This is a genomic window from Myxococcus sp. RHSTA-1-4, assembly GCF_020037125.1.
In the GTDB taxonomy this organism is placed as follows: Bacteria; Myxococcota; Myxococcia; order Myxococcales; family Myxococcaceae; genus Myxococcus.
Genome location: NZ_JAIQDG010000015.1, coordinates 99,590 through 126,491, shown reverse-complemented (window position 1 = coordinate 126,491; position 26,902 = coordinate 99,590). Strand labels below are relative to the sequence as shown.

24 protein-coding genes are annotated in these 26,902 nt (G+C 71.7%); 10 read left to right on the top strand and 14 right to left on the bottom strand.

The window, feature by feature from the left end:
- Positions 1–12 precede the first annotated feature (12 nt).
- Complete coding sequence (locus tag K8638_RS21150) at positions 13–795, top strand: DUF6209 family protein (protein ID WP_223756378.1); 783 nt, start codon at positions 13–15, stop codon at positions 793–795.
- Between the two features lie 83 nt (positions 796–878).
- On the opposite strand, the gene K8638_RS21145 is transcribed toward K8638_RS21150, so the two are convergent.
- The 5 genes from K8638_RS21145 to K8638_RS21125 all read right to left on the bottom strand — a co-directional run bounded on the left by K8638_RS21145 (position 879) and on the right by K8638_RS21125 (position 5,889).
- The gene (locus K8638_RS21145) at positions 879–2,651 is read right to left on the bottom strand and encodes a HAMP domain-containing sensor histidine kinase (protein WP_223756377.1); all 1,773 of its coding nucleotides are present in this window, start codon (positions 2,649–2,651) and stop codon (positions 879–881) included.
- Positions 2,648–3,355, bottom strand: coding sequence for a response regulator transcription factor (locus K8638_RS21140; RefSeq protein ID WP_223756376.1), 708 nt, complete (start codon positions 3,353–3,355; stop codon positions 2,648–2,650). The genes K8638_RS21145 and K8638_RS21140 overlap by 4 nt, the downstream gene beginning before the upstream one ends.
- Positions 3,356–3,364: 9 nt before the next feature.
- On the bottom strand, positions 3,365–4,597 hold the full coding sequence (locus tag K8638_RS21135) for a VWA domain-containing protein (protein WP_223756375.1): 1,233 nt from the start codon (positions 4,595–4,597) through the stop codon (positions 3,365–3,367).
- A gap of 159 nt (positions 4,598–4,756) precedes the next feature.
- Complete coding sequence (locus tag K8638_RS21130) at positions 4,757–5,311, bottom strand: Uma2 family endonuclease (protein ID WP_223756374.1); 555 nt, start codon at positions 5,309–5,311, stop codon at positions 4,757–4,759.
- Between the two features lie 143 nt (positions 5,312–5,454).
- Positions 5,455–5,889 carry an arginine repressor gene (locus K8638_RS21125; protein ID WP_370644064.1) on the bottom strand — a complete coding sequence of 145 codons (435 nt, stop codon included), beginning with the start codon at positions 5,887–5,889 and terminating at the stop codon, positions 5,455–5,457.
- A gap of 169 nt (positions 5,890–6,058) precedes the next feature.
- Between K8638_RS21125 and K8638_RS21120 the strand changes: the two genes are divergently transcribed.
- Genes K8638_RS21120 through K8638_RS21085 form a run of 8 tightly spaced genes read left to right on the top strand, consistent with a single transcriptional unit; the run spans position 6,059 to position 13,996 of the window.
- Positions 6,059–7,072 (top strand): N-acetylornithine carbamoyltransferase, encoded by a 1,014-nt coding sequence (locus K8638_RS21120; RefSeq protein WP_255662845.1) that lies wholly within the window; start codon positions 6,059–6,061, stop codon positions 7,070–7,072.
- Between the two features lie 36 nt (positions 7,073–7,108).
- Positions 7,109–8,035: an acetylglutamate kinase gene (gene argB, locus K8638_RS21115; protein WP_223756371.1), complete on the top strand. Its 927-nt coding sequence runs from the start codon at positions 7,109–7,111 to the stop codon at positions 8,033–8,035.
- Positions 8,032–9,093 (top strand): M20/M25/M40 family metallo-hydrolase, encoded by a 1,062-nt coding sequence (locus K8638_RS21110; protein WP_223756370.1) that lies wholly within the window; start codon positions 8,032–8,034, stop codon positions 9,091–9,093. Before argB ends, K8638_RS21110 begins: the two co-directional genes overlap by 4 nt.
- On the top strand, positions 9,086–10,435 hold the full coding sequence (gene argH / locus K8638_RS21105; protein ID WP_223756369.1) for an argininosuccinate lyase: 1,350 nt from the start codon (positions 9,086–9,088) through the stop codon (positions 10,433–10,435). The genes K8638_RS21110 and argH overlap by 8 nt, the downstream gene beginning before the upstream one ends.
- Before the next feature lie 26 nt (positions 10,436–10,461).
- Positions 10,462–11,658 (top strand): argininosuccinate synthase, encoded by a 1,197-nt coding sequence (argG, locus tag K8638_RS21100; protein ID WP_223756368.1) that lies wholly within the window; start codon positions 10,462–10,464, stop codon positions 11,656–11,658.
- Position 11,659: 1 nt separating this feature from the next.
- Positions 11,660–12,721 carry a hypothetical protein gene (locus K8638_RS21095; protein WP_223756367.1) on the top strand — a complete coding sequence of 354 codons (1,062 nt, stop codon included), beginning with the start codon at positions 11,660–11,662 and terminating at the stop codon, positions 12,719–12,721.
- Positions 12,718–13,785 (top strand): N-acetyl-gamma-glutamyl-phosphate reductase, encoded by a 1,068-nt coding sequence (gene argC, locus K8638_RS21090; RefSeq protein WP_223756366.1) that lies wholly within the window; start codon positions 12,718–12,720, stop codon positions 13,783–13,785. The genes K8638_RS21095 and argC overlap by 4 nt, the downstream gene beginning before the upstream one ends.
- Positions 13,786–13,807: 22 nt before the next feature.
- Complete coding sequence (locus K8638_RS21085) at positions 13,808–13,996, top strand: hypothetical protein (RefSeq protein WP_223756365.1); 189 nt, start codon at positions 13,808–13,810, stop codon at positions 13,994–13,996.
- An 18-nt stretch (positions 13,997–14,014) separates the two neighbouring features.
- On the opposite strand, the gene K8638_RS21080 is transcribed toward K8638_RS21085, so the two are convergent.
- The 6 genes from K8638_RS21080 to K8638_RS21055 form a co-directional block, all read right to left on the bottom strand.
- Positions 14,015–15,700, bottom strand: a complete 1,686-nt coding sequence (locus K8638_RS21080; RefSeq protein ID WP_223756364.1) for a hypothetical protein — start codon at positions 15,698–15,700, stop codon at positions 14,015–14,017.
- A gap of 164 nt (positions 15,701–15,864) precedes the next feature.
- Positions 15,865–16,491, bottom strand: coding sequence for a hypothetical protein (locus K8638_RS21075; protein WP_223756363.1), 627 nt, complete (start codon positions 16,489–16,491; stop codon positions 15,865–15,867).
- A gap of 21 nt (positions 16,492–16,512) precedes the next feature.
- Positions 16,513–17,310 (bottom strand): tRNA pseudouridine(38-40) synthase TruA, encoded by a 798-nt coding sequence (truA, locus tag K8638_RS21070; RefSeq protein ID WP_223756362.1) that lies wholly within the window; start codon positions 17,308–17,310, stop codon positions 16,513–16,515.
- Between the two features lies 1 nt (position 17,311).
- Entirely contained in the window at positions 17,312–18,559 is a 1,248-nt protein-coding gene (locus K8638_RS21065; RefSeq protein WP_223756361.1) for a serine/threonine-protein kinase, read from the bottom strand.
- A gap of 37 nt (positions 18,560–18,596) precedes the next feature.
- Entirely contained in the window at positions 18,597–19,583 is a 987-nt protein-coding gene (locus K8638_RS21060) for a class I SAM-dependent rRNA methyltransferase (RefSeq protein WP_223756360.1), read from the bottom strand.
- 10 nt (positions 19,584–19,593) lie between these two features.
- Positions 19,594–20,919: an amidohydrolase family protein gene (locus K8638_RS21055; protein ID WP_223756359.1), complete on the bottom strand. Its 1,326-nt coding sequence runs from the start codon at positions 20,917–20,919 to the stop codon at positions 19,594–19,596.
- A 161-nt stretch (positions 20,920–21,080) separates the two neighbouring features.
- Here K8638_RS21055 and K8638_RS21050 point away from each other — a divergent pair, with 161 nt between their 5' ends.
- The gene (locus K8638_RS21050) at positions 21,081–22,568 is read left to right on the top strand and encodes a hypothetical protein (RefSeq protein WP_223756358.1); all 1,488 of its coding nucleotides are present in this window, start codon (positions 21,081–21,083) and stop codon (positions 22,566–22,568) included.
- Positions 22,569–22,584: 16 nt separating this feature from the next.
- Here the strand turns inward: K8638_RS21050 and K8638_RS21045 are convergent, their stop codons facing one another.
- The 3 genes from K8638_RS21045 to K8638_RS21035 form a co-directional block, all read right to left on the bottom strand.
- The gene (locus tag K8638_RS21045) at positions 22,585–23,439 is read right to left on the bottom strand and encodes a cupin domain-containing protein (protein WP_223756357.1); all 855 of its coding nucleotides are present in this window, start codon (positions 23,437–23,439) and stop codon (positions 22,585–22,587) included.
- 146 nt (positions 23,440–23,585) lie between these two features.
- A complete protein-coding gene (locus K8638_RS21040) occupies positions 23,586–23,840 on the bottom strand; it encodes a hypothetical protein (protein ID WP_223756356.1) in 255 nt (84 codons plus the stop codon).
- 167 nt (positions 23,841–24,007) lie between these two features.
- Positions 24,008–26,893, bottom strand: a complete 2,886-nt coding sequence (locus tag K8638_RS21035; protein ID WP_370644062.1) for a fused MFS/spermidine synthase — start codon at positions 26,891–26,893, stop codon at positions 24,008–24,010.
- Between the last annotated feature and the right edge of the window lie 9 nt (positions 26,894–26,902).

Here is a 26,902-nt window from a genome sequence, read left to right as displayed (position 1 = left end):
GACGGAGCCTCCATGAAGAAGCTGCTGATGTCCGCCCTCCTCCCGTTGCTGTGCCTCACCTCCTCCACCGTCTTCGCGGAGCCGCAGGCCACCCTCTCCGGTCCTCCGGCCTGGACGTTCGGAGCGAACTGGAGCGTCACACTCACGGGCCAGCCGCTCGTGGGCGGCCCGCTGCGCATCGTCTATGACCTGTCCCGCCTGCCCCAGTGCCGGGGCGCCTCGTGGGCCATCACCGGCTACGCGATGACCAACCATGGCCCGGTGCAGAGCTTCCCCGTCGCGGACGCCTCCACGGTGGGGACCTCGGCGGAGGTGCTGCTGGACCTGACCACCGGAGGAGACCTCGAGGTGTGGTTCCAGGAGACGGACTCCAACGGCTGCTCCGCCTGGGACTCCAACGTCGGCTGGAACTTCCACACCCAGGTCTGGCAGGACCCGACGCTGACCTTCAACGAGGGCTGGACGCACTCGCTCTTCGGCACGCTCCAGGGCGGCACCACGCTCATGGTGGACTACGACATCGACCGGCTGGGCCAGTGCCGTGCCTACTACATGAACTACAAGGCCTGGGGCGTCTACGTGAACTACCGCTTCAACGGAGGTCCGGTGACCTCGCTGCCTCTCACGGTCAGCTGGGGCGAGTGGAACCTGGAGTTCTGGAAGCAGGTCCCCGCCTTCATCCCGCTGCCGCAGGGGCCCGCGACGCTGGAGATGTGGTTCTCCAACATCGACCGCAAGAACTGCGAGGCGTACGACTCGCGCTACGGGCAGAACTACGTCTTCACCGTGCAGTGAGGCGCGGCGGGGCGGACTGCTCGCCCCTCGCTGACGCTGGCCCGAGGCTCGCGGGACGCGCTCGAAGCGCGCTCCCGCGGGGCTCAGGCGGCCGGAAGCCAGAGGATGAACCGTGCTCCGCCCTCGGGCACGCGCGCGTGGCGCAGGTCCGCGCGCATGCTCCGCGCGAGCCGCCGGCACAGCGCCAGCCCCAGCCCCACGCCGGGGGCCGTCTTCGCCGCCGTCTGCACGGACTTGGAGAACGGCTCGAACAGCCGCCTCGCCGTCGCGGCGTCCACGCCGGGCCCGTGGTCCCTCACCACCACCCCCACCTGGCCCCGGCGCTGCTCCACCTCCACGTGGATGCGCCGGTCCTCCGCCGGGGCCGCGTACTTGGACGCGTTGTCCACCAGGTTGAAGAGCACCTGCTCCACGGCGGAGGGGTCCGTCAGCACCGCCACGCCCGCGGGCACGTCCACGCACAACTCCATGCCCGCCTGCGCCGCGCGCTCCGCCAGCCGCGCCTCCATCCGCTCCACCATGGCGCGCACCTGCACACGCTCCAGCCGCGCGGGGGCGCGGCCCCGCTCGATGCGGGCATAGGCGAGCACGTTCTCCACCAGGTGGCTCAGCCGCTCCGCCTCGCGGTGGAGGATGTCGAAGTACTCCTGGCGCCGGCCCTCGTCCGGCACCATGCCCGCCGCCAGCATCTCCGTGTACATGCGGAACGTGGTCAGCGGCGTGCGCAGCTCGTGCGTCACCGCGGAGACGAAGGCGCCCCTTCTCTCGCTGAGCGCCACCACGCCCACCAGCAGCGCCACCACCGCCACGCCCGCCAGCAGCACGCCGCTCCACGCCACCATCAGCACCACGGGCAGCGAGGAGACGGAGGCCGTGCCGTAGCCCCCCTCCGGCGCCTGCCCCGGCACCAGCCGCACCGGCAGCGCCGCCAGCATCCGGCCATCGCCGTGCGCCTCGCGCCCCCGCACCGGCTCCAGCACCGCCGAGGGCAACAGGTCCCGAATCTGCCCGAGCAACCACGCGCGCAGCCCCGGCCAGTCCAGCCAGCAGCCCTGGATGTACTCCACGCCCTCCAGCCGCACGCGCCGGCCCAGCAGCAGCGAGTCTCCCACCCAGAGCGCCTGCATCGCGTCTGCCTCCTGCTGGGAGGGAAGCGCGGGCTCCTGAGGCGTCACGTCCACATAGGCATTCGAGCCGGACAGGCTCGGGGTCTGGCGGAGGGCCTGGCTGGCGCTCCGGGAGCGGGCGCTGTACTCGCTCACGTTCTTCGCCACCTGCGTGAGGTCGTCCAGGTTGGACCTGCGCGGGGACTCGGCCTCGGCGCGGCGGACCTGGAGCGGCCGCTCCGCGAGGGCCTGTGGGAGGTCCACCCCGCGAAGGAGCCCGCGCAGCTCGCGCAGCCGTCCCTCCAGCCTCGCCACCTCGGACGCGGGCAGCGCCGCGCCCACGGACTCGCGCAGCCCCGGCTCCACCACCTGCGGCGACGACACCGTCCCGTCCGGGGCGAGCTGGAAGTGGAGCAGCACGTGCTCCGGCAGCCCGGACAGCAGCGGCGAGGCCAGGAAGGCCGTGCCCTGCTCCACGGGGCGGCCTCGCGAGTCGAGCACGCCCCGCGCGGGAGAGATGGGGGCATACGCCGCCGCGGCCACCGCGCTCTCCCGCGCAACCAGCGGCAGCAGGTCCGAGTCCAGCCGCCACAGCGCCAGTCGCGCGTTCTCCTCGAGCGCCGCGCTCTGCCGGGCCTGCCGGTCCGCGCGGTCCAGCCGGAGCGCGAAGGCGGACAGCCACACCACGCCCGCAAGCGCGAGACACAGGCACGCGCTCACCGCAATCCAGATGCGCCAGGAGCGAATCACGGCGCGTGGCCCCGCGCCGCGAACATGTACCCCTTGCCCCGCACCGTGAGGATGACGCGGGGTTCCTCCGAGTCGTCGCGAAGCTTCTCGCGCAGGCGCGCCATGGTCATGTCCACCGTGCGCGTCTGCACGCCCCGGGCGGGCAGGTGCCACACCCGCTCCAGCAGCTCTTCGCGGGAGATGGCGCGCCCGGCGTTGTCACCCAGGTAGCGCAGCGCGTCCGCCTCGCGCTCGGAGAGGTCCACCCGGGTGCCGTCCTCGAAGCTCAGCTCGCGCCGCTCCACCTCGAAGTGGCCACCCGGGAAGTCGATGCGGGCCACGCCGGTGGGGCGCTCGGCCGAGCGGCGCAGCACCGCCCCCGCCCGGGCCAGCAGCTCGCGCACCGAGAAGGGTTTCACCACGTAGTCATCCGCGCCGAGCTTCAGGCCCGTGACGCGGTCCTCCTCCTGGCCCCGGGCGGTGAGGATGATGACCGGGAGCGTGGGGCGGCTCTTGCGCACCGCCCGGAGCAGCTCCAACCCGTCACCGTCGGGAAGGACCAGGTCCAGCAGCACCAGGTCGCACGGGGTGCGCTCGGCCAGCCGCTGCCCCTCCTCGCGCGCCCCCGCTTCGAGGACCTCATAACCCTCGAAGCGCAGGGCATCCACGATTCCGCGCCGGATGGCGGGGTCATCCTCCACGACGAGCACTCGGCGCGCGGCCATGGCGGCATCCTACTCCAGCGTGAGGTGGCGCTTCTTCGCCTCGCGCTGGACGACCTGGCCGATGGCGCCCTCCAGCGTGTCCGTCCCCTGCTCGGCCTGCTGCTTGCGGGCCTCGGCGAGGAACTTCTGGCGCTCGGCGTTGAGCGCCTGGATGCGCTGCTGGATGCCCGCCCGCTCCTGCTCCCGGGCCTCCAGCCACGCCTTGCGGCCGGCGGCATCCAGCCCGCGCATGGGCTCCGGGAGGTCCTCGGCACGGACCGAGCCCAGGTCCACCTGGTTCTTCTTCACCGCGTCCACCAGGTCCCAGCTCTCGTTGGAGTAGTAGCCGGACGACTTGGCCACGGAGCGCGACACCATGTTGGAGATGGACACGCCGAGCGAGTTGCGGTCCTGCGCCGCCTGGCGCACCTGGGCCTCGCGGCCGCTGGCGCCGTAGGCCACGTAGGTCTTGTTCAGCTCCGCGCCCAGCCGGGCAATCTCCTCGTCCTGCGGCGCGGCGAGCTCCACCACGCGCTGGTTCTGGTCGATGTTCAGGTAGCTGCCGTCCGCGAGCACCGCCGCGTCCTTCCACTTCCCGGAGATGCCCTCCTCGTAGCCGCCACAGTGGAGGGTATTGACGGTGATGCCGCGGTCGCGGGCCGCCCTCACCGCGTCCGTGAAGTCCACGGGCCCCTGGGTGAAGGGCTCGTTGCCGGCGATGAAGATGAGCTTCATGGCCTCCGGGTCCCGGCTCCAGGCGAGCTGCGTGGTGGCGTCGCGGATGACCTCGCCGCAGTGCTCGTCACCGCCGGACGTCCGCAGCGAGAAGAGGTGCTCGGAGATGAGGTCCAGGTCCGTGGTGAAGGGCACCACCTGGCGGATTTCGCTCCGGTTGGCGCCCGCGTCGGTGTTGCCGTACGCGTACAGGGCGAGCTGGAGCTGCGGCGCCACGCCGTTGCGCCTCGCGTGGGAGAAGCGGTTGACGATGTTCCAGAGCTGCGTGCGCGCCTGGTCCAGCAGGCCGTCCATGCTGCCGCTGGTGTCCAGGAGCACGGCAATCTGGATGATGGGCTGGTTGCCCTCGGGCTTCGCCACGGGGGCCACGTCCGGCTTGACGGGAGGCGTGGGCGCCGCCACGACGGTGGGCGGAGGCACCGGGCGCGGCGGAGGCGTGCCGGGAGCGGGCTTGCCCAGCAGGAGCGCGGAGACCGCGAGCACCGCGGCGGAGCCGAGAATGACGGGGAGCTTGAGGGCCGGTTTCATCGTGCGTCCTTTCGTACGGCGGTGCCCGGTGGGGCACGCTGAGGACAGTACGAATGGAGGCCGGCGAGGGGTGTAACCGGCTTGTAACCGGAAGACCTCCAGTTGGTCTCGAAGGACGCGAAACGCAAGGCCCCGGTCAGTCCGAGCGGGGCATGCGGACTACACCTCGCCCCAGAGGAAGGGCAGGTCCAGCTCGATGGCCTCGAAGGGCTCGGCGCGGACAGGCGTATTTCCGATGTGGCTGGCGAGCAGGGTGTAGCGCTCACCCTCCAACCGGAAGACCTCCAGCGTGCGCGCCTCGGGGTCCATCAGCCAGACGTGCCGCACGCCCTCGCGGGCGTACACCGGCAGCTTCGCCTTCCGGTCCAGCGTCTTGGTGGAGGGCGAGAGAATCTCGCAGAGCCAGTCGGGAGCGAGCGTGGTGAACGCGGTGCGGTAGGGCTCCGGCATCCGCTCGCGGCGCCAGCCCGCGACGTCCGGGACCAGCACGTCCTCCGCCAGATGAAGCTCCGGCTCGTCGTAGATGAGCCAGCCTCCAGGCCCGCCCCGCCCCCGGGTGAACGGCCCCGTCAGCTCGGCGCCCAGACGGGAGTACGTCATCGCATGGGGCCCCGCGGGCCGCGGGCTTGCGTACAGCACCCCGTCGACAATCTCCCCGACCATGTTGTCGGGAAGCGCCTCCAGCTCCGCGTAGGTGGCCCTCTTCCGTTCCATGCTCCGCCCATACTCCCCGCCGCCCGTCTCCAGTTCCATGCGTGCGGAGATAGCACCGGGGCCTGACGTGTGAGGGCACCCAGCCAGCGCCCACCCTGAAAGGTTGTCCCCACCCGGGGCAAAGCGCAAGAGCCCCGGAGCCCTCACGTCCCCCGCGACATCAGCTCCTCCACCACCTCGCGCACCTCGCGCAGGCGGGAGGGGTCCGTCACCGCGACGAAGATGGTGTCATCCCCCGCCACGGTGCCGGCCAGGCCGGGCACGTCCGGCTCGCGGTCCAGCGCCAGCGCGAACACCTGCGCGTAGCCGGGCGCCGTCTTCAGCACGAGCAGGCTGGGAGGCGCCTCGATGATCCTCAGCCAGGGCCGCGCGGGCGCCACCGGCGGCGGCGTCTCCACGCGCTGGTAGCGCCCCCCCACCTTCTGCACGCCCAGCTTCTTCAGCCGGCGCGACAGCGTGGACTGACTCGGCGCCTCCCCCTGCGCCTCCAGCAGCTCCTGAAGTACCGCCTGATCACTGATCTCCCGCTCGGTGATGAGCCGCAGGATGGTCTCGTCCAGGTTCATTCCGGGCACCATGCATTTGCGTGAATATGCACGCAAGCGCCTGCATAAAAATTTCCGCAATAAGAGGCTTGCGCGCTGCGTCTTTCTGCATAATATCCGCGCCTCTTTTGAAAATGCACGAATTTTCGTGCATATTCATCAACCCATGCATCCGGCCCGCTGCCGGTTGGAGCACAGGCCCATGAAGCACGTCACCCACATCAAGGACCTCGGCCCCGAGGGCGTCGAGGCGGTGCTCGCGCAGGCGGCCGCGTGGAAGCAGCAGGCGCCGGGGCAGCCGCTGTTCCCGGGCACCATCCTGGGGATGGTGTTCTTCAACCCTTCGCTGCGCACGCGCACCTCGTTCGAGGCCGTCATGCTGCGCGGGGGTGGCAACGCCATCATCCTCGACGTGGGCGCGGGCGTGTGGAAGCTGGAGCACCGCGAGGGCGCGGTGATGAACGCGGACCGGGCCGAGCACCTCAAGGAGGCGGCGCCCGTCCTGTCGCGCTTCGTGGACATGCTGGGCGTGCGGACCTTCTCGCAGGGCGGCGGCGACGAGGAGGACGAGCTCGACCCCGTCATCAACGCCTTCCGCAAGTGGGCCACCGTGCCGGTGGTCAGCATGGAGTCCGCGCGCGAGCACCCCTGCCAGGGCCTGGCGGACGTGCTCACCCTGCGCGAGACGTTCGGCTCCACGAAGAAGCTGCCGGTGACGCTCACCTGGGCGCCGCACATCAAGCCGCTGCCCAAGGCCGTGCCCAACTCCTTCCTCCTGAGCGCCGCCGCCGCCGGCTGCGAGGTGCGCGTGGCGCACCCTCCCGGCTTCGAGCTGCACCCCGCCGTGCGGGCGGAGGCGGAGGCGTACGCGAAGGCCACCGGCGGCAGCATCACCTACACCCATGACCAGGACGAGGCGCTCGCCGGCAGCCGCGCGGTGTACGCCAAGTCGTGGGGCCCGACGGCCGCGGCGGCGTTCTCTCCGAACGACGTCACCGCGCTGCTGGCCTCCTACTCCGGGTGGATGCCCACGCTGCGCACCATGTCCCGCGCCGCCAAGGACGCGGCCTTCCTCCACTGCCTGCCGGTTCGCCGCAACGTGGAGGTGGCCGACGAGGTGCTGGACCACCCGAGCAGCCGCGTCGTGGACGAGGCGGGCAACCGCTACCACGTCCAGCGCGCGCTCCTTCACTGGATGCGCTCGCACTCGCGCTGACCTTCCCTCCCCTTCCCCCTTTTCTAGAGGTGCCACGTGCCCCTGTCGCCCGATCCCTACGCCGCGCTCCGCCACGCCGCGCGCTACGTGCAGCAGTTCCGCCGCAAGACGTTCGTCGTGAAGCTCGGCGGTGCCATGCTGAGCGAGCCGAAGCTGCGCCGCTCCGCGTGCGAGCAGATTGCCCTGCTGTGGACCTTCTCCATCCGCCCCATCGTCGTTCACGGCGGCGGCCCGGAGCTGGACACCCTCTGTGACGCCCTCCACCTGCCGGTGGAGAAGGTGGCGGGCCGCCGTGTCACCTCCGCGCCGGTTCTGGACGCGGCGAAGATGGTGCTCGCCGGCAAGCTGCACACGGACCTGCTCGCGGACCTCCAGGCGGCGGGCGTGCCCGCGGTGGGCCTGAGCGGCGTGGACGCGGGCCTCATCAAGGCGCGCAAGCGGCCCCCCGTCATGGTGACCGAGCCCGGCTCCACCGAGGGGAAGCTCGTCGACTACGGCCTCGTGGGTGACATCGAGTCGGTGGACACGCGCGTGGTGGAGCACCTGCGCTCGGCGGACTACGTGCCGGTGGTGGCGCCCCTGTCGGGCGGCGTGGACGGCGCCGTGTACAACACCAACGCGGACACGGTGGCGGCGGCGCTCGCGGTGGCGCTGTCGGCCGAGAAGCTCTTCTTCCTCGTCCAGGTGCCGGGCCTGCTGAAGGACGTGAACGACCCGACGTCGCTCGTGACGCTGGCGAACCTGACGGACCTGGCCACCATGGAGAACACCGGGGTCATCTCCGGCGGCATGCGGCCCAAGGCGCACGCCATCCGCCACGCGCTGGTGGGCGGAGTGGGCAGCGTGCACCTCGTCAGCGGCGTGGCGCCCAACGCGCTCCTGGAGGAGGTCTTCACCAACGAGGGCAGCGGCACCATGGTGGTGCGCGAGGCCGCGCCGAAGCCGTCCGGGGCCGTGGGATGAAGGCGACGGAGCTGCTCCAGGCGCTGGTGGCCATCCCCAGCGTTTCGGGTGACGAGGGCCGCATCGCGGACACCGTGTCCGGGTGGGCCGAGGGCTGGGGCGCGCGCGTCCAGCGGAAGGGCCACAACGTGTGGTTCTCCGTGGGGAGCGGGCCGCGCCGGCTGCTCGTCAACTCGCACCTGGACACGGTGAAGCCGTGCGCCGGGTGGACGTACGAGCCCCACGCGCCCGAGTGGCGGGAGGACCGGCTGTACGGCCTGGGCAGCAACGACGCCAAGGGCTGCGTGACGGGGATGCTCCTCGCCGCGCAGTCCCTCTTGAAGGAAGGAGCCCCCACCGGAGGCGAGGTCGTCTTCGCCTTCACCGCCGAGGAAGAGACGGGAGGCCAGGGACTGGGAACGATGCTGTCCGAGCTGGGCCCGCTGGACGCGGCCATCGTGGGTGAGCCCACGAGCCTCAAGCCCTGCACCGCGCAGCGGGGCATGCTGCTCTTGCGCTGCACGGCGCACGGGAAGAGCGGGCACGTGGCGCATGCGCACACCAATGCCTCGGTGAACGCCATCCACATGGCGGCGGTGGACATCTCCGTGCTGGCGGAGCTGCGCTTCCCGTCCCACCCGCTGCTGGGCGAGGCGCGGGCGCAGGTGACGCAGATTTCCGGCGGCCTGGCGCGAAACCAGGTGCCCGACAAGTGCGAGTTCTTCGTGGACCTGCGCACCACGCCGGCCATGAACCACGCGGAGGTGGCGAAGCAGGTGGCCGGGGCGCTGAAGAGCGAGGTGCACGTGCACTCCGCGCGCTACCTGCCGAAGGCGACGGCGTCGAACCAGCCCGTCGTCCGCGCGGCGATCGCCGCCGCGGGCGCGCAGCCGGTGGGCTCCAGCACCACGTCCGACTGGGCCTTCCTGGGCGACCTTCCGGCGGTGAAGGTGGGCCCCGGCGACACCCTGCGCAGCCATCAGGCGGACGAGTACCTCACCCGGGCGGAGCTGGAAGCCGGCGCCGCCTTCTACACGCGCCTGGTGCGCGGCTACTTCGAGGAGGTGGCCCGTGGCTGACACCCTGTGGGGCAAGGGCGCGCCGCTGGACGCCGTCATCCACCGTTTCACGGTGGGCGACGACCCGGTGGTGGACCTGGCGCTGGCGCCGCATGACGCGCTCGGCAGCGCCGCGCACGCGCGGATGCTGGCGCACGTGGGCCTGCTGCGCGCCGAGGAGGCGCGGGCGCTGGTGTCCGCGCTGAAGGTGCTGCACGACGAGGCACGCGCCGGCGCCTTCACCATCCGCCCCGAACAGGAGGACGGGCACACCGCGCTGGAGGCGGCGCTGGTGGAGCGCGTGGGCGAGCCGGGCAAGCGCATCCATCTGGCGCGCTCGCGCAATGACCAGGTGCAGCTCGCCGTGCGCCTGCTCTTGCGCGAGGAGGTGCTGTCGCTGGGCGCGCGCGCGGTGGAGCTGGCCGGGACGTTCCTGGACTTCGCGCAGGCGCACGCGGACGTGGCGCTGCCCGGCTACACCCACCTGCGGCGGGCCATGCCGTCCACCTTCGGCCTGTGGGGCATGGCCTTCGCGGAGGGGCTGCTGGAGGAGCTGGAGGCGCTGCGCGGCGTGTGGGCCCGGCTGGACAGGTGCCCGCTGGGCGCGGCGGCGGGCTTCGGCGTGCCGCTGCCCATCGACCGCGAGTACGTGGCGAAGCTGCTCGGCTTCAGCCGGGTGCAGCGCAGCCCCATCGACGTGCAGAACGGCCGGGGCCGGCACGAGGCGGCGGTGCTGGGGTGGTCGTGCTCGGTGGCGGGCACGCTGGAGAAGTGGCTGTGGGACGTGCAGCTCTACAGCATGGACGAGTTCGGCTTCCTGAAGCTGCCGGACGCGTTCACCACCGGCTCGTCCATCATGCCGCAGAAGAAGAACCCGGACGTGGTGGAGCTGGCGCGCGGCCGGTGCCGCGAGCTGCGGGGCCTCGCGCACCAGGTGGAGGCGGTGGCCGGCGGCCTGCCCTCCAGCTACCACCGCGACTTCCAGCTCCTGAAGCGCCCCACCCTGGCGGCGCTGTCCTCCATGAAGGAGCTGCTGGTGGTGCTCGCCCGGCTGGTGCCCGCGCTCCAGATTCAGGCGGACGCGGCGGCGCGCGCCAGCGACGACACGCTGTATGCCGCCCACCATGCCTACGCGCTGGTGGCCCAGGGGCTGCCCTTCCGCGACGCGTACCGGCAGGTGGGCCGCGAAATCGCGGACGGCACCTTCCGCCCGGACCGCGGCGCACTGACGGCCACCCACCTGGGTGGCGCCGGCAACCTGGGCCTGCCCCAGGCCCGGGAGGAGCTGGCCGCCGCGCGCGCCTGGCTCGATGAGACGCACCGCTCGATGGCCTCCGCCGCCGAGCGCGTGTGGTCGCTGTGAACCCCTTCCCCGTGAGGAGTGACGACATGAGCAACAAGAAGAACGTGGTGCTGGCCTTCTCCGGCGGACTCGATACCGCTTTCTGCACCGTCTACCTGCGCGAGCAGGGCTACGCCGTGACGACCGTCACGGTGGACACCGGCGGCTTCCCGGCCGAGCAGCTCGCGAACATCGAGGCGCTGTCGGTGAAGCTGGGCGCGGTGGCGCACAAGACGGTGGACGCGCGCGACACCCTCTTCCAGGGCTACCTGCGCTACCTCATCGCCGGCAACGTGCTGCGTGGGCAGGTCTACCCCCTGAGCGTCTCCGCGGAGCGGGCCTGCCAGGCGGTGGAGGTGGTGCGCGTGGCGCGCGAGCTGGGCGTCCAGGCGATTGCCCACGGCAGCACCGGCGCGGGCAACGACCAGGTGCGCTTCGACGTGGCCTTCCGCTCGCTGGCGCCGGACCTGGAGTTGCTGACGCCCATCCGCACGCTGGGCCTGAGCCGGCAGCAGGAGCTGTCCTTCCTGGCCGAGCGCGGCATCCACATGCCTCCGAAGCTGGGCTCCTACTCCGTCAACGAGGGCATGTGGGGCACCTCGGTGGGCGGCCGCGAGACGCTGGACTCGTGGAGCGCGCTGCCCGAGGCGGCCTTCCCCGGCGGGGAGATTCCCACCGACCTGAAGCCCCGCACGCTGACGGTGTCCTTCACGCAGGGCGTCCCGTCCGCGCTGGACGGCGAGGCCATGGGCCCCGTGAAGCTGGTGGAGACGCTCAACGCGGTGGGGCGCACGTACGGCATCGGCCGGGGCGTGCACCTGGGCGACACGATTCTCGGCATCAAGGGCCGGGTGGGCTTCGAGGCGCCGGCCGCTCACCTGCTCGTCACCTCGCACCGCGAGCTGGAGAAGCTGGTGCTGTCCGGCAAGCAGCTATTCTGGAAGGAGACGGTGGGCAACCTCTACGGCTCGCTGCTGCACGAGGGCCACTTCTTCGACCCGCTGGTGAAGGACCTGGAGGCGTTCCTCACCTCGTCGCAGGAGCGGGTGACGGGTGACGTGCGGCTGGTGCTTCACCCGCGGACGCTGGTGGTGGAGGGCGTGCGCTCGCCACACTCGCTGATGGACGCCAAGGTGGCGACGTACGGAGAAGCCAACGTGCTGTGGACGGGTTCAGAAGCGGCGGGTTTCGCCAAGCTGTACGGCGTGGCGCAGATGCTCTCGCACCGGGCCAAGGGAGGTTGAAATGAAGGTCTTCGTCGACAAGGTGGGCAGCGTCACGCGCAACCTCGGCCTGGGCCGCACGGTGCACCTGGCGGATGAGGTGAAGGCCGAGGAGGGCGCGGTGGTGGCCGTGCGCATCCACGGGGAGAAGAGCGTCTACAACCAGCTCGAGGACCCGCACGGGCGGCTCGTCACGCTGCACGCGGGCGACATCGTCGTGGGCGCCCTGGGGCACCGCAACGCGCTGCACGGCTACGAGGGCGTGGTGCCGGAGTCCGTGTCCGTGGGCGAGCGCCTGCACGTGCTGAACATGGGCGGCGTCATCGGCAAGTGCACGTCCCACAACCCGGGCGTGGGCCAGCCCTTCGAGGCGGAGGTGCTGGGCCAGGTGCTGGAGTTCCCGGAGCTGATGTCGCGCACCGGGCAGCCGGCGCACATCAGCTCGGGCTCGCTGAAGGGCCAGCCCATTCCGGTGAAGTGCCCGGTGGTCTACGTGGTGGGCACCTGCATGAACGCGGGAAAGACGTTCGCGGCCAGCGCCATGGTGCGCAAGCTGGCGCAGGCGGGCTACCGCGTGGGCGGGGCGAAGCTGACGGGCGTGTCGCTGATGCGGGACACGCTGGCCATGCAGGACGCCGGCGCGGACGTGGTGATGGACTTCACGGACGCGGGCGTCGTCTGCACGGGCTCCCGCACGGGCGCGACCGTGGCGCGGGTGCTGTTCTCCGAGCTGGCGGCGGAGAACGTGGACGTCATCGTCGCGGAGACGGGTGACGGCATCATGGGCGAGTACGGGGTGCAGGGCATCCTGGCGGACCCGGAGCTGAAGGCGCTGGCGGGCGCGTGGGTGCTGTGCGCGAACGACCCGGTGGGCGCGTCCGGCGGCGTGCGGCACCTGAGAGAGGCGTACGGCATCGACGTGGACATGGTGGCCGGGCCGGCCACGGACAACGCGGTGGGCGTGCGCTTCGTGGAGCAGGTGGTGGGGATTCCCGCCCGCAACGCGCGCGCGAACGCGGCGGCGCTGGGTGGGCTCATCCTGGAGAAGCTCGCGCCCAAGCTGGGCGCGGGGAGGAAGTCATGACGCGGGCGAACATCTACATCCTGGGAGCCTCCGGTTTCGGCGGAGGCGAGCTGCTGCGCATCCTCTCCGGCCACCCGGCCGTGGGGAACATCCGCGTGGTGTCACGGCACCACGCGGGCGCGCCCATCCACAAGGTGCACCCGCACCTGCGCGGGCTGGTGGAGGGCCGCTTCGAGGCGGAGCCGGACTGGCGCTGGCTGGCGGACTCGGAGCAGCCGGTGGTGTTCAGCGCGCTGGGGCACGGCGAGCTGGCCGCGCAATTCTCCAGCCTGGAGAAGAAGTGGGCGGAGGCCGGCATCGCCGAGCGCATGCTGCTGGTGGACCTGTCCTCCGACTTCCGGCTGGACCACCCGGGCCGCTACGCGGGCGCCTACGGCCGGCCCCACCCCTCCCCGGAGCTGCTGGGCACCTTCACCTACGGCCTCACCGAGTGGAAGCGCGACGCCGTCGCGAAGGCGAAGCGCATCGCCAACCCGGGGTGCTTCGCCACCGCGGTGCAGCTCGCGCTCTTGCCCATCGCCTCCACGCCGGGGCTGGGGCTGCTGGCGGTGACGGGCGTGACGGGCTCGTCCGGCTCCGGCTCGCTGCCGGGCGAGGGCACGCACCACCCCACGCGCGCGCATGACTTCCGGGCGTACAAGCCGCTGGAGCACCAGCACGAGGCCGAGGTGGAGGTCATGCTGGTGGCGCACGGCGCGCAGCGGCACCGGCTGGCCTTCGTGCCGCACTCGGCGCCCATGGTGCGCGGCATCTTCGCCACCGTGCAGTTCGAGTGGCCGGAGCACGGCGGCGCGGTGGTGACGGCGTCGCTGACGGAGAAGTACCGCCGCTACTACGAGGGCTCGAAGTTCGTCCGCATCGTCGAGGGCACGCCGCGCATCGCCGCGGTGGCGGGCAGCAACTTCTGTGACATCTCCGTCGCCACCAAGGGCCGCTCGGTGGCCGTCATGGCCGCGCTGGACAACCTGGTGAAGGGCATGGCCGGCCAGGCCGTGCAGAACTTCAACGTGGCCCTCGGCCTGCCCGAGGACACCGCCCTGCGCCAGGCGGCCTGCTACCCGTAGCGCGGGCCCCAGGTGGGCCCTGGTGGCGGGGCTGACACTGGGCGCGGTGCATGCCCTCGAGGCGGCCTTCCCCGTCGAGTTCCGCAAGAAGGAAGCCTTCGAGCGGCTCGCGGCGGAGCTGGACGAGCGCATCGCCCAGACGGACGCCGCCGAGAGCCACACGCCCTCGCAGGAAGAGGCCCCCGCCGCCTTGGGAACCGCCAGCGCCTGAGCGGAACCGGCCCCGGGCTCAGGGCGGCGCCGGGGCTGCCGGGGGCTCCGACTCCTTCCCAGACGGCGTGTCCCCCGCGGAGTCCGGAGGTCCCCGCGTCCCAGGAGGCCGGCCGGAGTCCGGGGTGGCAATCTTGAACACCACCTGCGCCGGGCCCGGACCCGGCTTCCCGGGAGGCCCGGCGGGGCGCGAGGGCGGCTCGTGCCCGCGCAGGGCGATGGCGGGCAGCGACGCATTCAGCGCCCCCACGTCCAGGAAGCCGTGGAAGCCCCCGTCGGCATCCAGCTCCGGCAGCATGCGGACGGCGGGAACCGGGGCCGTCGGCGCCAGCTCCACCCTCGGGCCCGGGGTGATGCCCATGACGTCGCACTCCAGCTCCCCCTTCGCGTCCAGGTCGCAGCCCCACCGCCGGCCCGTGGCATAGCCCACCTCCAGGACCTTCAGGCCCGGGTGCGCCTCCACCAGGTGCTTCGACATGGGGACGAAGTCCTCGCTCCACGCGGCCTCGGCCACCAGCCGCGTGTGCGCGTTGCCGGCGAGCACGAGGAAGACGTCGTTGGGCCGCGCCGAGCGCGCGTTGAGCACGAAGCGCGCCATGCGGGCGTCGCGTGCGCTGCCATGGTTCGTGTCCGTGTCGATGGCCACCACGGACACCTTGCGCCCGGCGGCACGCAGCGCCCGCAGCCGGTCGATGAGGTCCATCACCGCCCGGCTCCCGCGTCCGTCCTGCTCCAGCTTGCGCCAGAAGTCGCCACTCAGCAGCGCGTCCTGGTCCGGCGGGGCTCCCGCGCTCGCCAGGTAGCGGTCGATGCGCTCCTGCTCCTTGTGGGAGATGGCGAGTCCCACGGTGACGCCCATCCCCGTCCCGGCGGCCTCGCAGGCCATGTCCCCCACGGTGGTGGGAACCTCCCAGGTGCCGAGCTGCTCGCCGATGAGCACCATCAACCCGGGGCGCAGCAGCGGCTGGAAGCCAGAGACCTTCCGCTCACAGGGCTCCTGCACCTCCTGCCGCCAGCGCTTGAGGTAGAAGGACGGGTCCCTCGCGAAGGTGTCATCGCGCGTCAGGCGCAGGGTGCCGGTGAGCGTCTCCAGCGACGGACGCGACTCCAGCCGCAGCGTGAGCTGGTGCTCCAGCTCCAGGTCCCGCTCCCCGTGCACCATGCCCTCCAGCTCCACCCACGGAGCGGTGTCCTCCTCCCGGGTGGCGAGCGTCACGGGCCGCCCCTTCTGCCGGAGACTCTGCTCGAGCTGCTGCGTCTCCAGGTGCTTCCAGATCAGCTCGCCGGTCTGTCCGTCGTACCGAATCTCCGCATCGTTGGCGAAGGAGGTCCGCCTCATCCGGAAGATGCGCACCACGGACTGCCGCTCGGCCAGTGGTTCGCCCGCGACCAGGTAGCGCACATGGTCGCCGTCGCTCTTCCACCCCCAGGATGACCTCGCCCACTCCGGCGATATCGACCTCCACTCGGTCAGGAGGTACTTCGGGTCCTCCATGGGCTTGAGCACCCAGCCGTTCTCCTGCAGGAGCTTCGTGGTCTCCGCGAGCGCCCGTTCAACGGGCAACATGAAGATGTGCTCGTAGCGGGGGGCGACCCGCTCGACCTTCCGCTCGGCCGGCGCGGCGGGCGACGCCTCCGTGGGGCGCGCGTTCCTCGCGCAGCCGGCGGCAAGCACAACGAGACAGGCCAGAGAGCGGCGCATCATCGCTTCCTCTCTTCTCGTCCAGCGATGAGCCATGGAACGTCCGCGAAGCCGGAGGATATCGGAACGAGCCCAGGGGGCTGGCGCGCTGCGAGAAAGCGAACGAAAGCCACTTCCCGTGAGACGGGCCTGGCGTACGACGAGACGCGAAGCCGGACCTCGCCGGCTCAGGCAGCCGTGTTCTTGCCCGTGTCCGGGGCGCTCGGAGAGGACTCCGGCCCGGAAGCCTGGGACTGGGCCGCGGCCTCACGCTGCTCCAGACGGGCCCCGCCGGCCTCCGCGGCGCGGAGGAACTCGTCGTACTCCGACTTGCGATCCTGCGCCTTCTCCCGGGCCTTGTCGACCTGCCGCGCCGCCGCGGCCCGGCCCAGCGTCACCGCCCGGGCGCTGAGCACCACGCCCACGACGAAGGCCACCACGTTCAGCACCGGCCGCAGCCCACCCGGCCACAGGCCAGCCAGTCCGCTCTGGACGGTGCTGATGGCCAGGAGGAACGCCGAGCCCGTCATGGCCGCCCCCAGCGCCGTGGACCAGGGCCGCAGCTCCACCACCCGCGCGGCGCCGTGACAGATGAGCGGCAGCGCCGCGAGCAGCCAGAAGTTGACGATTGCCGAATCCAGCACCACCGCCAACACCTCGAAGGGCAGCGCGCTCAGCCGCACGCTCAGGCGCATTCGCAGCGACCCGCCGATGAACGAGCCTCCGATAAGCGCGACGAACCCCAGTCCCATGACGAACTGGAAGCGGCGGATGCGGACGCGCAGCGGCTCGAGGGCACTCGTCTTGGAGCTCACGGCGGGCGAGCCTACCTCACTTCAGGTCTCTTCCTCCTCCGCGTCCGGCGCGCCCCCTGGCGCGCGAGGGGGCGGCCCTTCCCCGTAGAAGACCTCCTCCAGCACCAGCCCCTGTGGGGGCGCGGTGGGCCCGGCCCGCTTCCTGTCCCGCGAGGCCAGCACCTCCGCCACCCACGCCTCTGGCCTGCGCCCCTTCCCCACCTCCACCAGCGTCCCCACCAGGTTGCGCACCATGTGCTTCAGGAACGCCGTGCCCTCCACCACGAAGGACACCGCGTCCCCCGCCTCGCCCTCCACCGCCAGCCGGCGCACCTCGCGCACCGCGTGCTTCGCCTGGCAGTCCGACGCCCGGAAGGCGGAGTAGTCATGCCGCCCCAGCAGGTGCGCCGCCGCCCGCCGCATGGCGTCCACGTCCAGGGGGGCGAACACTTCCCAGTGTGTCGTCCGGCGCAGCGGCGAGCGCGTGCGGCGGTTGCTCAGCCGGTACCGGTAGCGCTTGCCCCGGGACCAGCGGCGCGGGTCGAAGTCCGCCGAAACCTCCACCGCGTCCACCACCGCGAGGTCCTCCGGCAGCATGCCGTTGAGGCCCATGAGGTACGCCTTCATGGGCAGCACCCGCGAGGTGTCGAAGCAGGCCACCTGTCCGGTGGCATGGACGCCCGCATCGGTGCGCCCCGCGGAGGCCACCGAAACCCGCTCGCCCAGCAGCCGGGCCAGCCCGTCCTCCAGCGCCGCCTGGATGGACGGGCCGTTGGGCTGCACCTGCCAGCCCACGTAGCGCGTCCCCTCGTATTCGAGCGTCAGCTTCAGTCGCGGCATGTCAGCGGTACTTCAGCCAGGCCTCGAGCATTTCCGCCACCAGCCGGCCCGGGGAGATGTCATTGCGGCGGGCCATCGCCTGCAGCGCATCGTACGCGGCCGGGCTGAGCGGCACGGCCACCATGCGCGGCTCGGTGCGCTCGCCGGCCGTGGCCTCCGGGGGCGCCGCCTGGGGCGCGACGGGCGGCGGCGCGGGGATGCCCCGCTCGGTGTCGAGCGCGGCGACGACCTCGGACAGCTCCAGCGCCTCCTCCGACGTGGGCGCGGACGCGGCACGCACCGCCATGCGCCGCTGCTCCGCCTGCAATTCCTCCTCGAAGAGCTGCTTGAGGAAGTTGGACAGGTGCAGCGACGTGGGCGTGAAGTCGTACGCGTCCAGGAAGGCGTCCAGGTCCTTCTGCATCTGCGCGGCCGTCTGGTAGCGCTTGTCCCTGTCCCGCTCCAGGGCCTTCATCAGGATGACCTCGAGCCGCTCCGGCAGGTCCTCCCGGAAGTACGAGGGCGCGTAGATCTTCCCCTCGGTGATGCTGCGCATCACCGCCACCTCGGACTCGCCGGTGAAGAGCTTGAAGCCGGTGAGCCACTCGTAGAGCACCGCGCCCAGGGAGAAGATGTCGCTGCGGCAGTCCAGCGGCTTGCCCAGGCACTGCTCCGGGCTCATGTAGCTGAGCTTGCCCTTGATTTCCCCGGTGCGCGTCTGGCCCACCTGGTTGGCGGCCTTGGCGATGCCGAAGTCGAGAATCTTCACCGAGCCGTCGAAGGCGACGATGACGTTCTCCGGCGACACGTCGCGGTGGACGATGTTGAGCGGGTTTCCGTACAGGTCCACCTTGGTGTGCGCGTGGTGCAGCCCCGCGCAGACGCAGGAGGCAATCTTCACCGCGTACACCAGCGGGAAGGGAATCCCGAGCGCCTCCGCCTTGGGCACCACGCGGCGCATGTCCCGCCCCGCCACGTACTCCATGGCGATGAAGTAGCTCTCGGCAATCTTTCCCAGGTCGTGAATCTGCACGACGTTGGGGTGGTTGAGCTGGGCGGCGAGCCGGGCCTCGTTGAGGAACATCTTCACGAAGGCCGCGTGCTTGGACAGGTGAGGGCGGATGCGCTTGATGACAACCGGCGACTCGCGGCCGTCCTCGTGCTGCTGGTGGGCGAGGAATATCTCCGCCATGCCGCCCACGGCGATGCGGTCGATGAGCCGGTACTTGCCGAAGCGGGCGGTGTCGCGCTGCTGAGCTGCGGGAGCCATGGCCCTGGAGACCTTACCCGTGCCGGGGTCGGCCACGCTAACGAAGTTCGACCACGTGCACCTTGAGGGCCGGCTCCTGTCCGGGGGGGGACGGGAAGTCGAGCGGCGAGGGGCCGAGCGAGCGCACCGCCCTCCCCTGCCGGCCGGCGAGGGCGAGGCCCTCGGCCACCATCGCCTCGAAGCGGCGGGAGGGCAGGCCCGCGTGGTTGCAGCAGGCCACCAGCCGGCCACCGGGGGCCACCACGCGCGCGGCGGCCTCGGCCAGCTTCGCGTAGTCGCGGGCGGCGGAGAAGCGCGCGGTGCGGGTGGTGGAGAAGGACGGCGGGTCCGCCACGACGACGTCGAACGCCTCGCCCTTCTTCGCCAGGCGCTTGAGCCAGTCGAACACGTCCCCGGCCACGTAGTCGTAGCGGTCCACGGACTGGCCGTTGAGGCGCGCGTTCTCCTCGCCCCAGTCCAGCACCCGGCGGCTGGCGTCGATGTTGAGCGCCCGCTTCGCGCCCCCCGCGGTGGCCACCACGCCGAAGGCGCAGGTGTAGGCGAAGAGGTTGAGCACGGTGCGGCCGCGCACCTCGTCCTTCAGCCACACGCGGGTGTCGCGCATGTCCAGGTAGAGGCCCACCGACAGCCCCTGCCCGGGGCGGATGAGGAACGACAGGCCATTCTCCAGGGCGGTGAGGGACTCCACCGGCTCGCCCCGGGCGGCGGTCTCCGGCGCGAGCGCCTCCTTCGCCACGTTGGCCAGCACGCGCGCCTCACGGGGGCGGCGCTTGAGGTAGAGGCTCCGCGGCGCCCATGCGGCCACCGCGGCGTCCAGGAGCGTCGCCTCCTCGGCGGGGGTGAGGTCGCGGTACAGGCTGATGACGTATAGCCCGCCGAAGGCATCCGCCGTCACTTCCGGCACGCCGTCCGCCTCGCCGTTGAGCACGCGGAAGGCGGTGGTGCGGGCATCCGACAGCAGGGGACCACGCCGCTCACGCGAGGCGCGCAGGAGGTCCACCAGGGAGGAAGGCAGGGCGGCCACGTGTCGTCCCTCAGCTCCCCAGCCGTGCGCGGGTCCACACGCGGTGGAGCGCATCCGTCGCGGCGCGGGACAGCTCCACGTAGTCCTGGCCCAGCAACTGCCCCTCGCGCACGCAGACGCGGCCGTTGACCACCGTCCATGACACCGGCGAGCGGGAGAGCTGCCCGAGCAGGTGCGGCGAGTAGCCCGTCTCCGGGTCCGCCGGGGGCACGGTGTCGTAGACGACGAGGTCCGCGATGCTGCCCTCCTCCACGTTGCCCGAGGGCAGGCCGAACAGCCGGGTGCACAGCTCCGCCGGGCCGTTGATGAGCAGATGGGCCAGGGTGCCGTCCACGTCCGGCAGGCGGCCGGCGCGGGAGATGCGCAGCACGCCCACCGTCGCGGCGAGCAGCTCGTCCTGGAGCGTCCCGTGGCCGCCCGTGCCCAGGCCCAGCAGATGGATGCGGGACAGCACGGCCTCCATGGGGTCCACGCCGCGCTCGAGCGTGCGCACGCCCCGGGCCGCGAGCGCGACGAAGGTGCCGCTCTCCTCCAGGCGCGCCGCCTCGGAGCTGTCCAGCGCGCGCGCATAACCGGCGATGGCACGCGGGCCGAGCAGCCCCAGCGCGTCCAGCCGGGGCACCACGCGCTGGTTGTGACGGGCGTAGGTGGTGGTGAGGTCGTCCTCGCTCTCCGCGAGGTGGAAGACGGTGGGCGCGTCCAGCTCCCGGCTCAGCCGGGACACCCGGGTGAGCAGCGCGTGGTCGCAGGTGTACGAGGCATGGAAGCCCAGCGCTCCGCGCACCAGGGGGTGCTCGCGGTGGCGGCGGGTGAAGTCGGCGTTGGCCTCCAGCCACGTCTCCGCCTGGGCGGCTCCGTCCAGGCTGTGGGTGGAGTGGCTGACCACCAGCCGCAGGCCCACGCTCTCGGCGGCGCGGGCCTGGGCGGCGAGCCCGCCGGCCACGTCCTGGCAGGACAGGTGGTCCACCACCAGGGTGACGCCGTCGCGCAGGGCGCGGGCCGCGCCGAAGCGGGTGAGGGCCTCCACGTCCTCGTCGGTCAGGAGCCGGGCCACCCGCATCATCCGTTCCAGCCGCTCGCGTGGAGACTGCAGGAGGAAGTTCCCGCTGGGCGGCAGTAGCTGGCCATTGACGAGGTGCGAGTGGCAGTCCACCAGCCCCGGCGCGACGAGCCGGCCCCGGCACGCCACCTCCCAGTCACCCGGCAACACGGGCACCTGGGCATCCGGCGCCACGCGGCGGATGGTGTTCCCCTCCACCACCACGGCCATGCCGGTGCGGACCCGACCATCCGCGCGGAACACGGCGCAGTTCTTCAGCAGCAGGCGGCCTTCCATGAACCTGCCTGTCTTAGCACGGCCCGGGGAGGCATACGGGTTCGTTTGGAATGAGGGCATCGAGCCGCGCACGCGTACCCGCCGGCGGACTTCGAGCAGGCGGCCTGCAACCTGGCCTTAGCGCCGCCGCGGAGGAGCGCTAGGCTGCGGCCCTCATGCGGATGCGGTCCCTCCTCCTCCCCGGGCCGGCGGCCCTCCTCGCGCTGGTGCTCGCCGCGCGGCTGGGGATGTCGCCGCTCAAGCACTTCGACCTGTTCTTCCACCTCGCCGGGGGACGCTTCGTCCTGGAGCATGGCTTCACTCGGGTGGACCCCTTCAGCGTCACGGGCACGGCGGGCTGGGTGCCTCACGAGTGGGGCTTCGGGGTGCTGTGCGTGCTGCTGATTCGGTGGCTCGGCGCCGGAGGGCCCGCGCTGCTCGTCGCCGCGCTCGTGTCCGCCAACGTGCTGCTGCTGTGGAAGGCCCTGGGCCGGGCCGCGTCCGGGCATCGCGGGCTGCTCGCCCTGGCCGTGCTGGGCACCGTCCTCCTGGTGCAGGCCCCCACGTGGCCCCAGGAGCGCCCCTTCCACGTGGGCCACCTGCTCTTCACCGTCGCGGTGCTGTGCGTCCAGTCCTGGCGCGCGGGCAACAACCGCATCCTCTGGGTGTTCCCCTTCCTGGGCGCGGCCTGGGCCAACCTCCACGGCAGCTGGCCCCTGGGCCCTGCCCTGCTCGGCGCCATCGCGGTGGGCTCCGTGCTGGACGCGCCCGGGCCGGAGTCCCGGCGCCGCGCCGTTCGCGCCGTGGCCTTCAGCGTGGCCGCCTTCCTCGCGGCCGGACTGGGCCCGGATGGCCCCGCCATCTACCTCTATCCCCTGCACCACTCCGTGCTGGAGTCCACCCAGGGCATCAACGAGTGGCGGCCGCTCGACCTGAACCTGTCGTGGAGCTGGGCCTACCTCGCCCTGGCTGGTGCGACGCTGTTCGCCGTGGGCGGGGCGCCCTCGCGCAAGGTGGCCATCCTCCTGCCCGCGGCGGTGCTCGGCATCGCCGCCATCAAGGTCCAGCGGCATGCACCTTTCGCCGCCGTGCTCCTGGCGCTCGCCTTGCTGGAGCACGCCACCCGGTCCCCGGTGGCCGAGGCGGGCCCGGCGTGGCGGCGAACGGTGAAGAGACTCGATGGCGCGCTGGCCCACTGGAGCGCCCGGGCCCGAGGCACCCCATGGCCCGCCCTGGTGCTGGCCGCGCTGGCCACCACCCATGTGATGAACCCGACACCCGTCGAGCAGGGCGTGAAGCGCGCGCACATCCCGCTCGGAGCACTGGACGCGCTGCGCGGCCTGCCACCGGGCCGGGTGCTCAACCCGTTCGTCATCGGCGGGCTCGTCTCGTTCTTCGCCGGGCCGGACTACAAGGTCTTCATCGACAGCCGCAATGACCCGTTCCCCCTGGCCATCCACCAGGACTACGACAAGCTCGTCTGGGGCGAGCCGGGCTGGGAGGAGGCCCTGGCGAAGTACGACCCGGACTACCTCCTGTGGAAGGTGGAGAACCCGGGCAACATCCTGCTCGACAACCTGCGCGCGCGCGGTGGCTGGCGCGAGCAGGCCCGTGACGGCGACTACGTCCTCTGGGTCCGCGAGCGGCCCGCCGCGACGACGAGGCCCTGACGGCGCCGCGTGAGGCTCAGGCCCCCGGGCGAAAGACATACAGCGCCAGGGGGCGGCCCTCCGCCGCGCGCAGCTTCGCGTCCCGGCGCAGCACCCAGAGCTGGCCCGGCTTCACCGGCCGCTCGTCCGGAGCTTCGATGGCTCCCTCACCCTCCGCCACGTAGACGACCACCGGCGCCTCGCGAGTCGCCACCAGCGCGTGTGTCCCCTTCGCGAGCAGCACGCTCGACATGCGCCCATCCAGCGCGGGCAACTTCTGCTCGCGCACGTCCTCGCGGAAGGACGCGAGCGCCGCCGCCGGCACGTGGACGAAGGGCGCGGTGCCCTTCGTCATGCGCGCGTCCTCGCCCTCCACGTAGAGATTCCCGTCGAAGGGCGGCCACGCGAAGACGAGGTTGCCCAGCATCCGGTCCGTGGCGCGGTTGAACCACGCGTGCCCGGTGAAGGGCGGTGAGGCAATCAACTCCCCGGGGCCATGCACGCCCATCCGGTGCGCGAGCCCGTCACCGTCCCCCCAGGACTGCCGGACCTCGGCCTGCCCGGTGACGATGATGGTGGCCTCGTGCGTGCGGCGGTGGATGTGCAGCGGACACGTCTGCCCGCGCCCCATCACGTGCATGTGCACGGAGGCGGTGTCCTCGGTGAAGTACGTCTGGGAGATGTCGGCCGAGTCGGGGTTCTCCCGCGCCAGCGCCTCGAAGCGGGCCGGCACGTCGAAGACCTCCACCTCCGGGTCTCCCAGGCCCACCATGGCCAGCCGCACGGCCACGAGCAGCACCGCCAACGCCAGGGCCAGCACCAGCGAGAGGAGCCGATACAACCAGAGCCGCCGGCGCAGCGTGAGGAGGTCGGCCGGAACGGAGACGCTCATCTCGGGAGTCCAGGAGTCCGGGCCGGGCACCGGGCGCGCGAAGGACGCCCTCGACCACGGCAAGGCTCGCGCTGGCGGAACACGAACGGCCCGGAGGAGTCAGCCCCTGACGAACGCCACGGGTTGACTCCTCCGATGGGGAAGACTCAGTAGGCGTTGTTCTGGCCGAACGTCTTCATCGTCTTCTTGTTCAGCTTCTCGTTGGACTCGAGGCCGTCGTTCTCGACGCTGGGGTTACCGGCCAGCGCGGCGGCCGAGGCGCCGAACAGCTTACGGATGTTGTCGCCGAACAGCGTGATGACGCCGATGGCGGCGATCGCGATGAGGGCCACGATGATGATGTACTCGGTCATGCCCTGACCACGGGCCTTGCGCAGGTTCTTCTTCGGGAGCGCCTTCATGGAAATCTCCTGGGGGTTTTCGAGCGGTAGAACGAACCCTGACTTCTGAGGGTTACGTGCACCCTAGGATGGATCCCGCTCGCCGCTCCATCCGTCATCGGGAGGATGATCGGAATCTTCAGTGATTCCAGTAATTTAACCAATACGTGACATCCTGGATCCCTGTTTCAGGGCCCCGCCGGGGCCGCGACGGGGCTCGCGGAGGGCTCGCATTCGGAGGCCGGGAGGGTGTTGCAGAGGGAGCGCAGGGCCTTGGCCAGGTCCGCGTGGCTGGGATGCGCCGCCGCCACCTCGCGCCCCAGCGCCAGGGCCTGGGAGGTCTCCACGGGCGTCCACACCGTGCGCGCCGCCCAGGCCCGTGACGTCACCAGCCACAGGTACGCGGCCATCAGGTCCGGCTCGCGCTCCCCCCGCGCCACCCGGGGCTCCAGGAGCGAGGCGGCCAGCGTCACCTCCTGCTGGGCCAGCGCGGCCTTCGCCAGCGCCACCGCCGCCTCCTGGCTCTCCGGCGCCAGCTGGTGCCAGAGCGTGGCCACCCCGCGCACCAGTGGATCATTCAGCGCGTGGTAGCGCTCCACGTTGCGGTGCAGCGCGGCCACCTGCTCCGCCGTGGGCGGGTGCTCGCGCAGGTACGGGTGGATGAGCAGGCGCGAGCCCCCGTCCGGAGCGCGCCGCTCATCCTTCACGCGCACGTCCAGGTTGGACACGAAGAAGGCGATGGGCGACGCGTACTCCAGCAGGTTCTGGTCGTCGGTGTTGATGGGGCCGGGGCCGGCGAAGTCGAGCTGTCCCGCCTCGCTGTGCACCTGCTTGGACAGGAGCGCGAAGGCGTCGCGAATCTCCACCCGCGCCAGGTCCGCCTTCACCTCGGGCCGCGCCATGCGCTCGGCCAGCCGCCGGGCGTCGACGTCCAGCGGCTTGCGGCTGGCCACGAGGACCAGGTCGTGCGGCCCCAGCCACGTGGTGGCGTGCGGGAAGGTGTCGCGCAGCGTGCGGATGACCAGCTTGATGAGCTCCTCGCTGCTCTCGTAAGTGTGGATCCACTGCACCAGCACGCCGTCGTCCGTCAGGTGCCGGTCCACCGTCTGGAAGAAATCCTTCGTGAAGAGGCCGGACACGCCCGCCACCCACGGGTTGGAGGGCACGCTCACCACCAGGTCGTACTTGCGCGGCGCCAGCGCCATGAACGTCTTGGCGTCCTCGATGTGCACGTGCGTGCGCGGGTCATCCACCGCGTTGCGGTTGTCTTCCTTGAACAGCCGCGCCGCGTCGATGACCGCGGGGGCGATTTCCACCAGGTCCAGCCGCTCCACGGGGTGCGCCAGCACGCTGCCCGCGGTGATGGCCGCGCCCGCGCCCACCAGGAGCACGTTCTTCGGCTCGCGCGGGTGGAGCAGCGCGCCCAGGTGGCCTGCCACCACCTGCGTCTCCACGTCGCTGCCGTTGGAGGCGTCCACCTTGCCGTTGAGCTTCATGAAGCGCAGCCGGTCCTTCTCCACCTCGCCCACCAGCACCGTGGCGAAGGTGTCGTCGCGGTAGAAGATGGGGCGCAGGTCGCGCTTCGTCTCCTCCAGCAGCGCGGCGTAGCTCTCCGCCGGCTTGCGCAGGCGGATGGAGGCGATGGAGGACAGCTCCACCGGCCAGCCGTGCATGCCGCCCAGCACCACCGCCGCCAGCGCCGCCGCCGCGCCCACCGGCCACAGCGCGCGCGGCGCGAACCCGCTCCGCGCCGGCTCCGGAGCCGAGGGAGCCGCCGCGGCATAGGCCAGCCCCGCGGCGGCGAGGTTGCCCACCACGCCCGCCACGAAGTTGCCCTCCATGCCCCACCACGGCATCAGCACCAGCCCGCCCAGCGCGGAGCCGGTAATCGTCCCCACCGTGTTCCACAGGTACACGCCGCCCAGCTGCCGGCCCACCTCGGACACCTTCGCCGTGGCCACGCGCGCCGCCGCCGGGAAGGCCGCCCCCATGAAGAAGGTGGGCACCAGCAGCACCACGCAGCAGAAGCCGAAGGTGATGACCTGGAACAGCGGCCACGCGTCCACCGTGCGCGACAGCATCCAGTGCACCGAGCGGAACTGGTATGGCAGCCGGACGTAGAGCGGCAACGCCACGCAGACGCTCGCCACCAGCAGGAGCTGGAGTCGGCCGAACAGCCGCAGCGAGTCCACCTTCCCCCCGCGCGTCATCAGCCAGAAGCTGCCCAGGCCGATGCCGAGGATGAACGCGGTGAGGATGAGGGTGAAGGCATACGTGGACGCGCCCAGGACGATGGACAGCAGGCGGATCCACGTCACCTGGTACAGCATGGAGGTGAAGCCGGACAGCAGCACGCCGATGAGCGCCGCCCGCACCGCCACGCGCGGGTAGGCCACCTCCTCCTCTCCCTCCGCGGCCGGCGCCGCCTGTCCGGGGGCCAGCGCGGGTGGGAAGCCGCGCGCCAGGGCCAGCGCCGCCAGCGCGAGCAGGATGTTGAGCGCCGCCGCCATCTTCGCCGACGCGGACAGGCCCACCGCGGGCACCAGCTTCGTGCCGGCGATGAACACCCCCACCGCCGCGCCCAGGCTGTTGACGGCGTACAGCCGCGCCAGCTCACGCCGCACCCCGGAGAGACTGGACGCGAAGTGCCGCACCAGCGCGGGCAGCGTGCCGCCCATCAGCAGCGTGGGCACCACCAGGGAGACCGAGGCCACCAGCAGGCGCGGCCCCACCCGCCACCCCTCCGGTACGGAGGGCGCCACCGCCAGCCAGAGCGCCCCCAGGGCCTCCAGCACATGCGGGAAGGCCAGGGCGTAGAGGCCCACGCCCAATTCGAGGAGCCCGTAAAGGGCCAGGGGATTCTTTACCCGGTCAGCTGTCCGCCCGAAGACAGATGCCCCAAGCGCCAGCCCCCCCATGAAGGTGGCGAGCACCACGGCATGCGCCTGTCCGCTGTTCCCCAGGACATTCCCGAGATACTTGGACCAGACGAGTTCGTAGACCAGCGCCGTGGCCCCCGACAGGAAGAGGAGGGAGGCCACAAGGTTCTTCGGAAAACGTGCCGTACGGGACATGGGGACAGC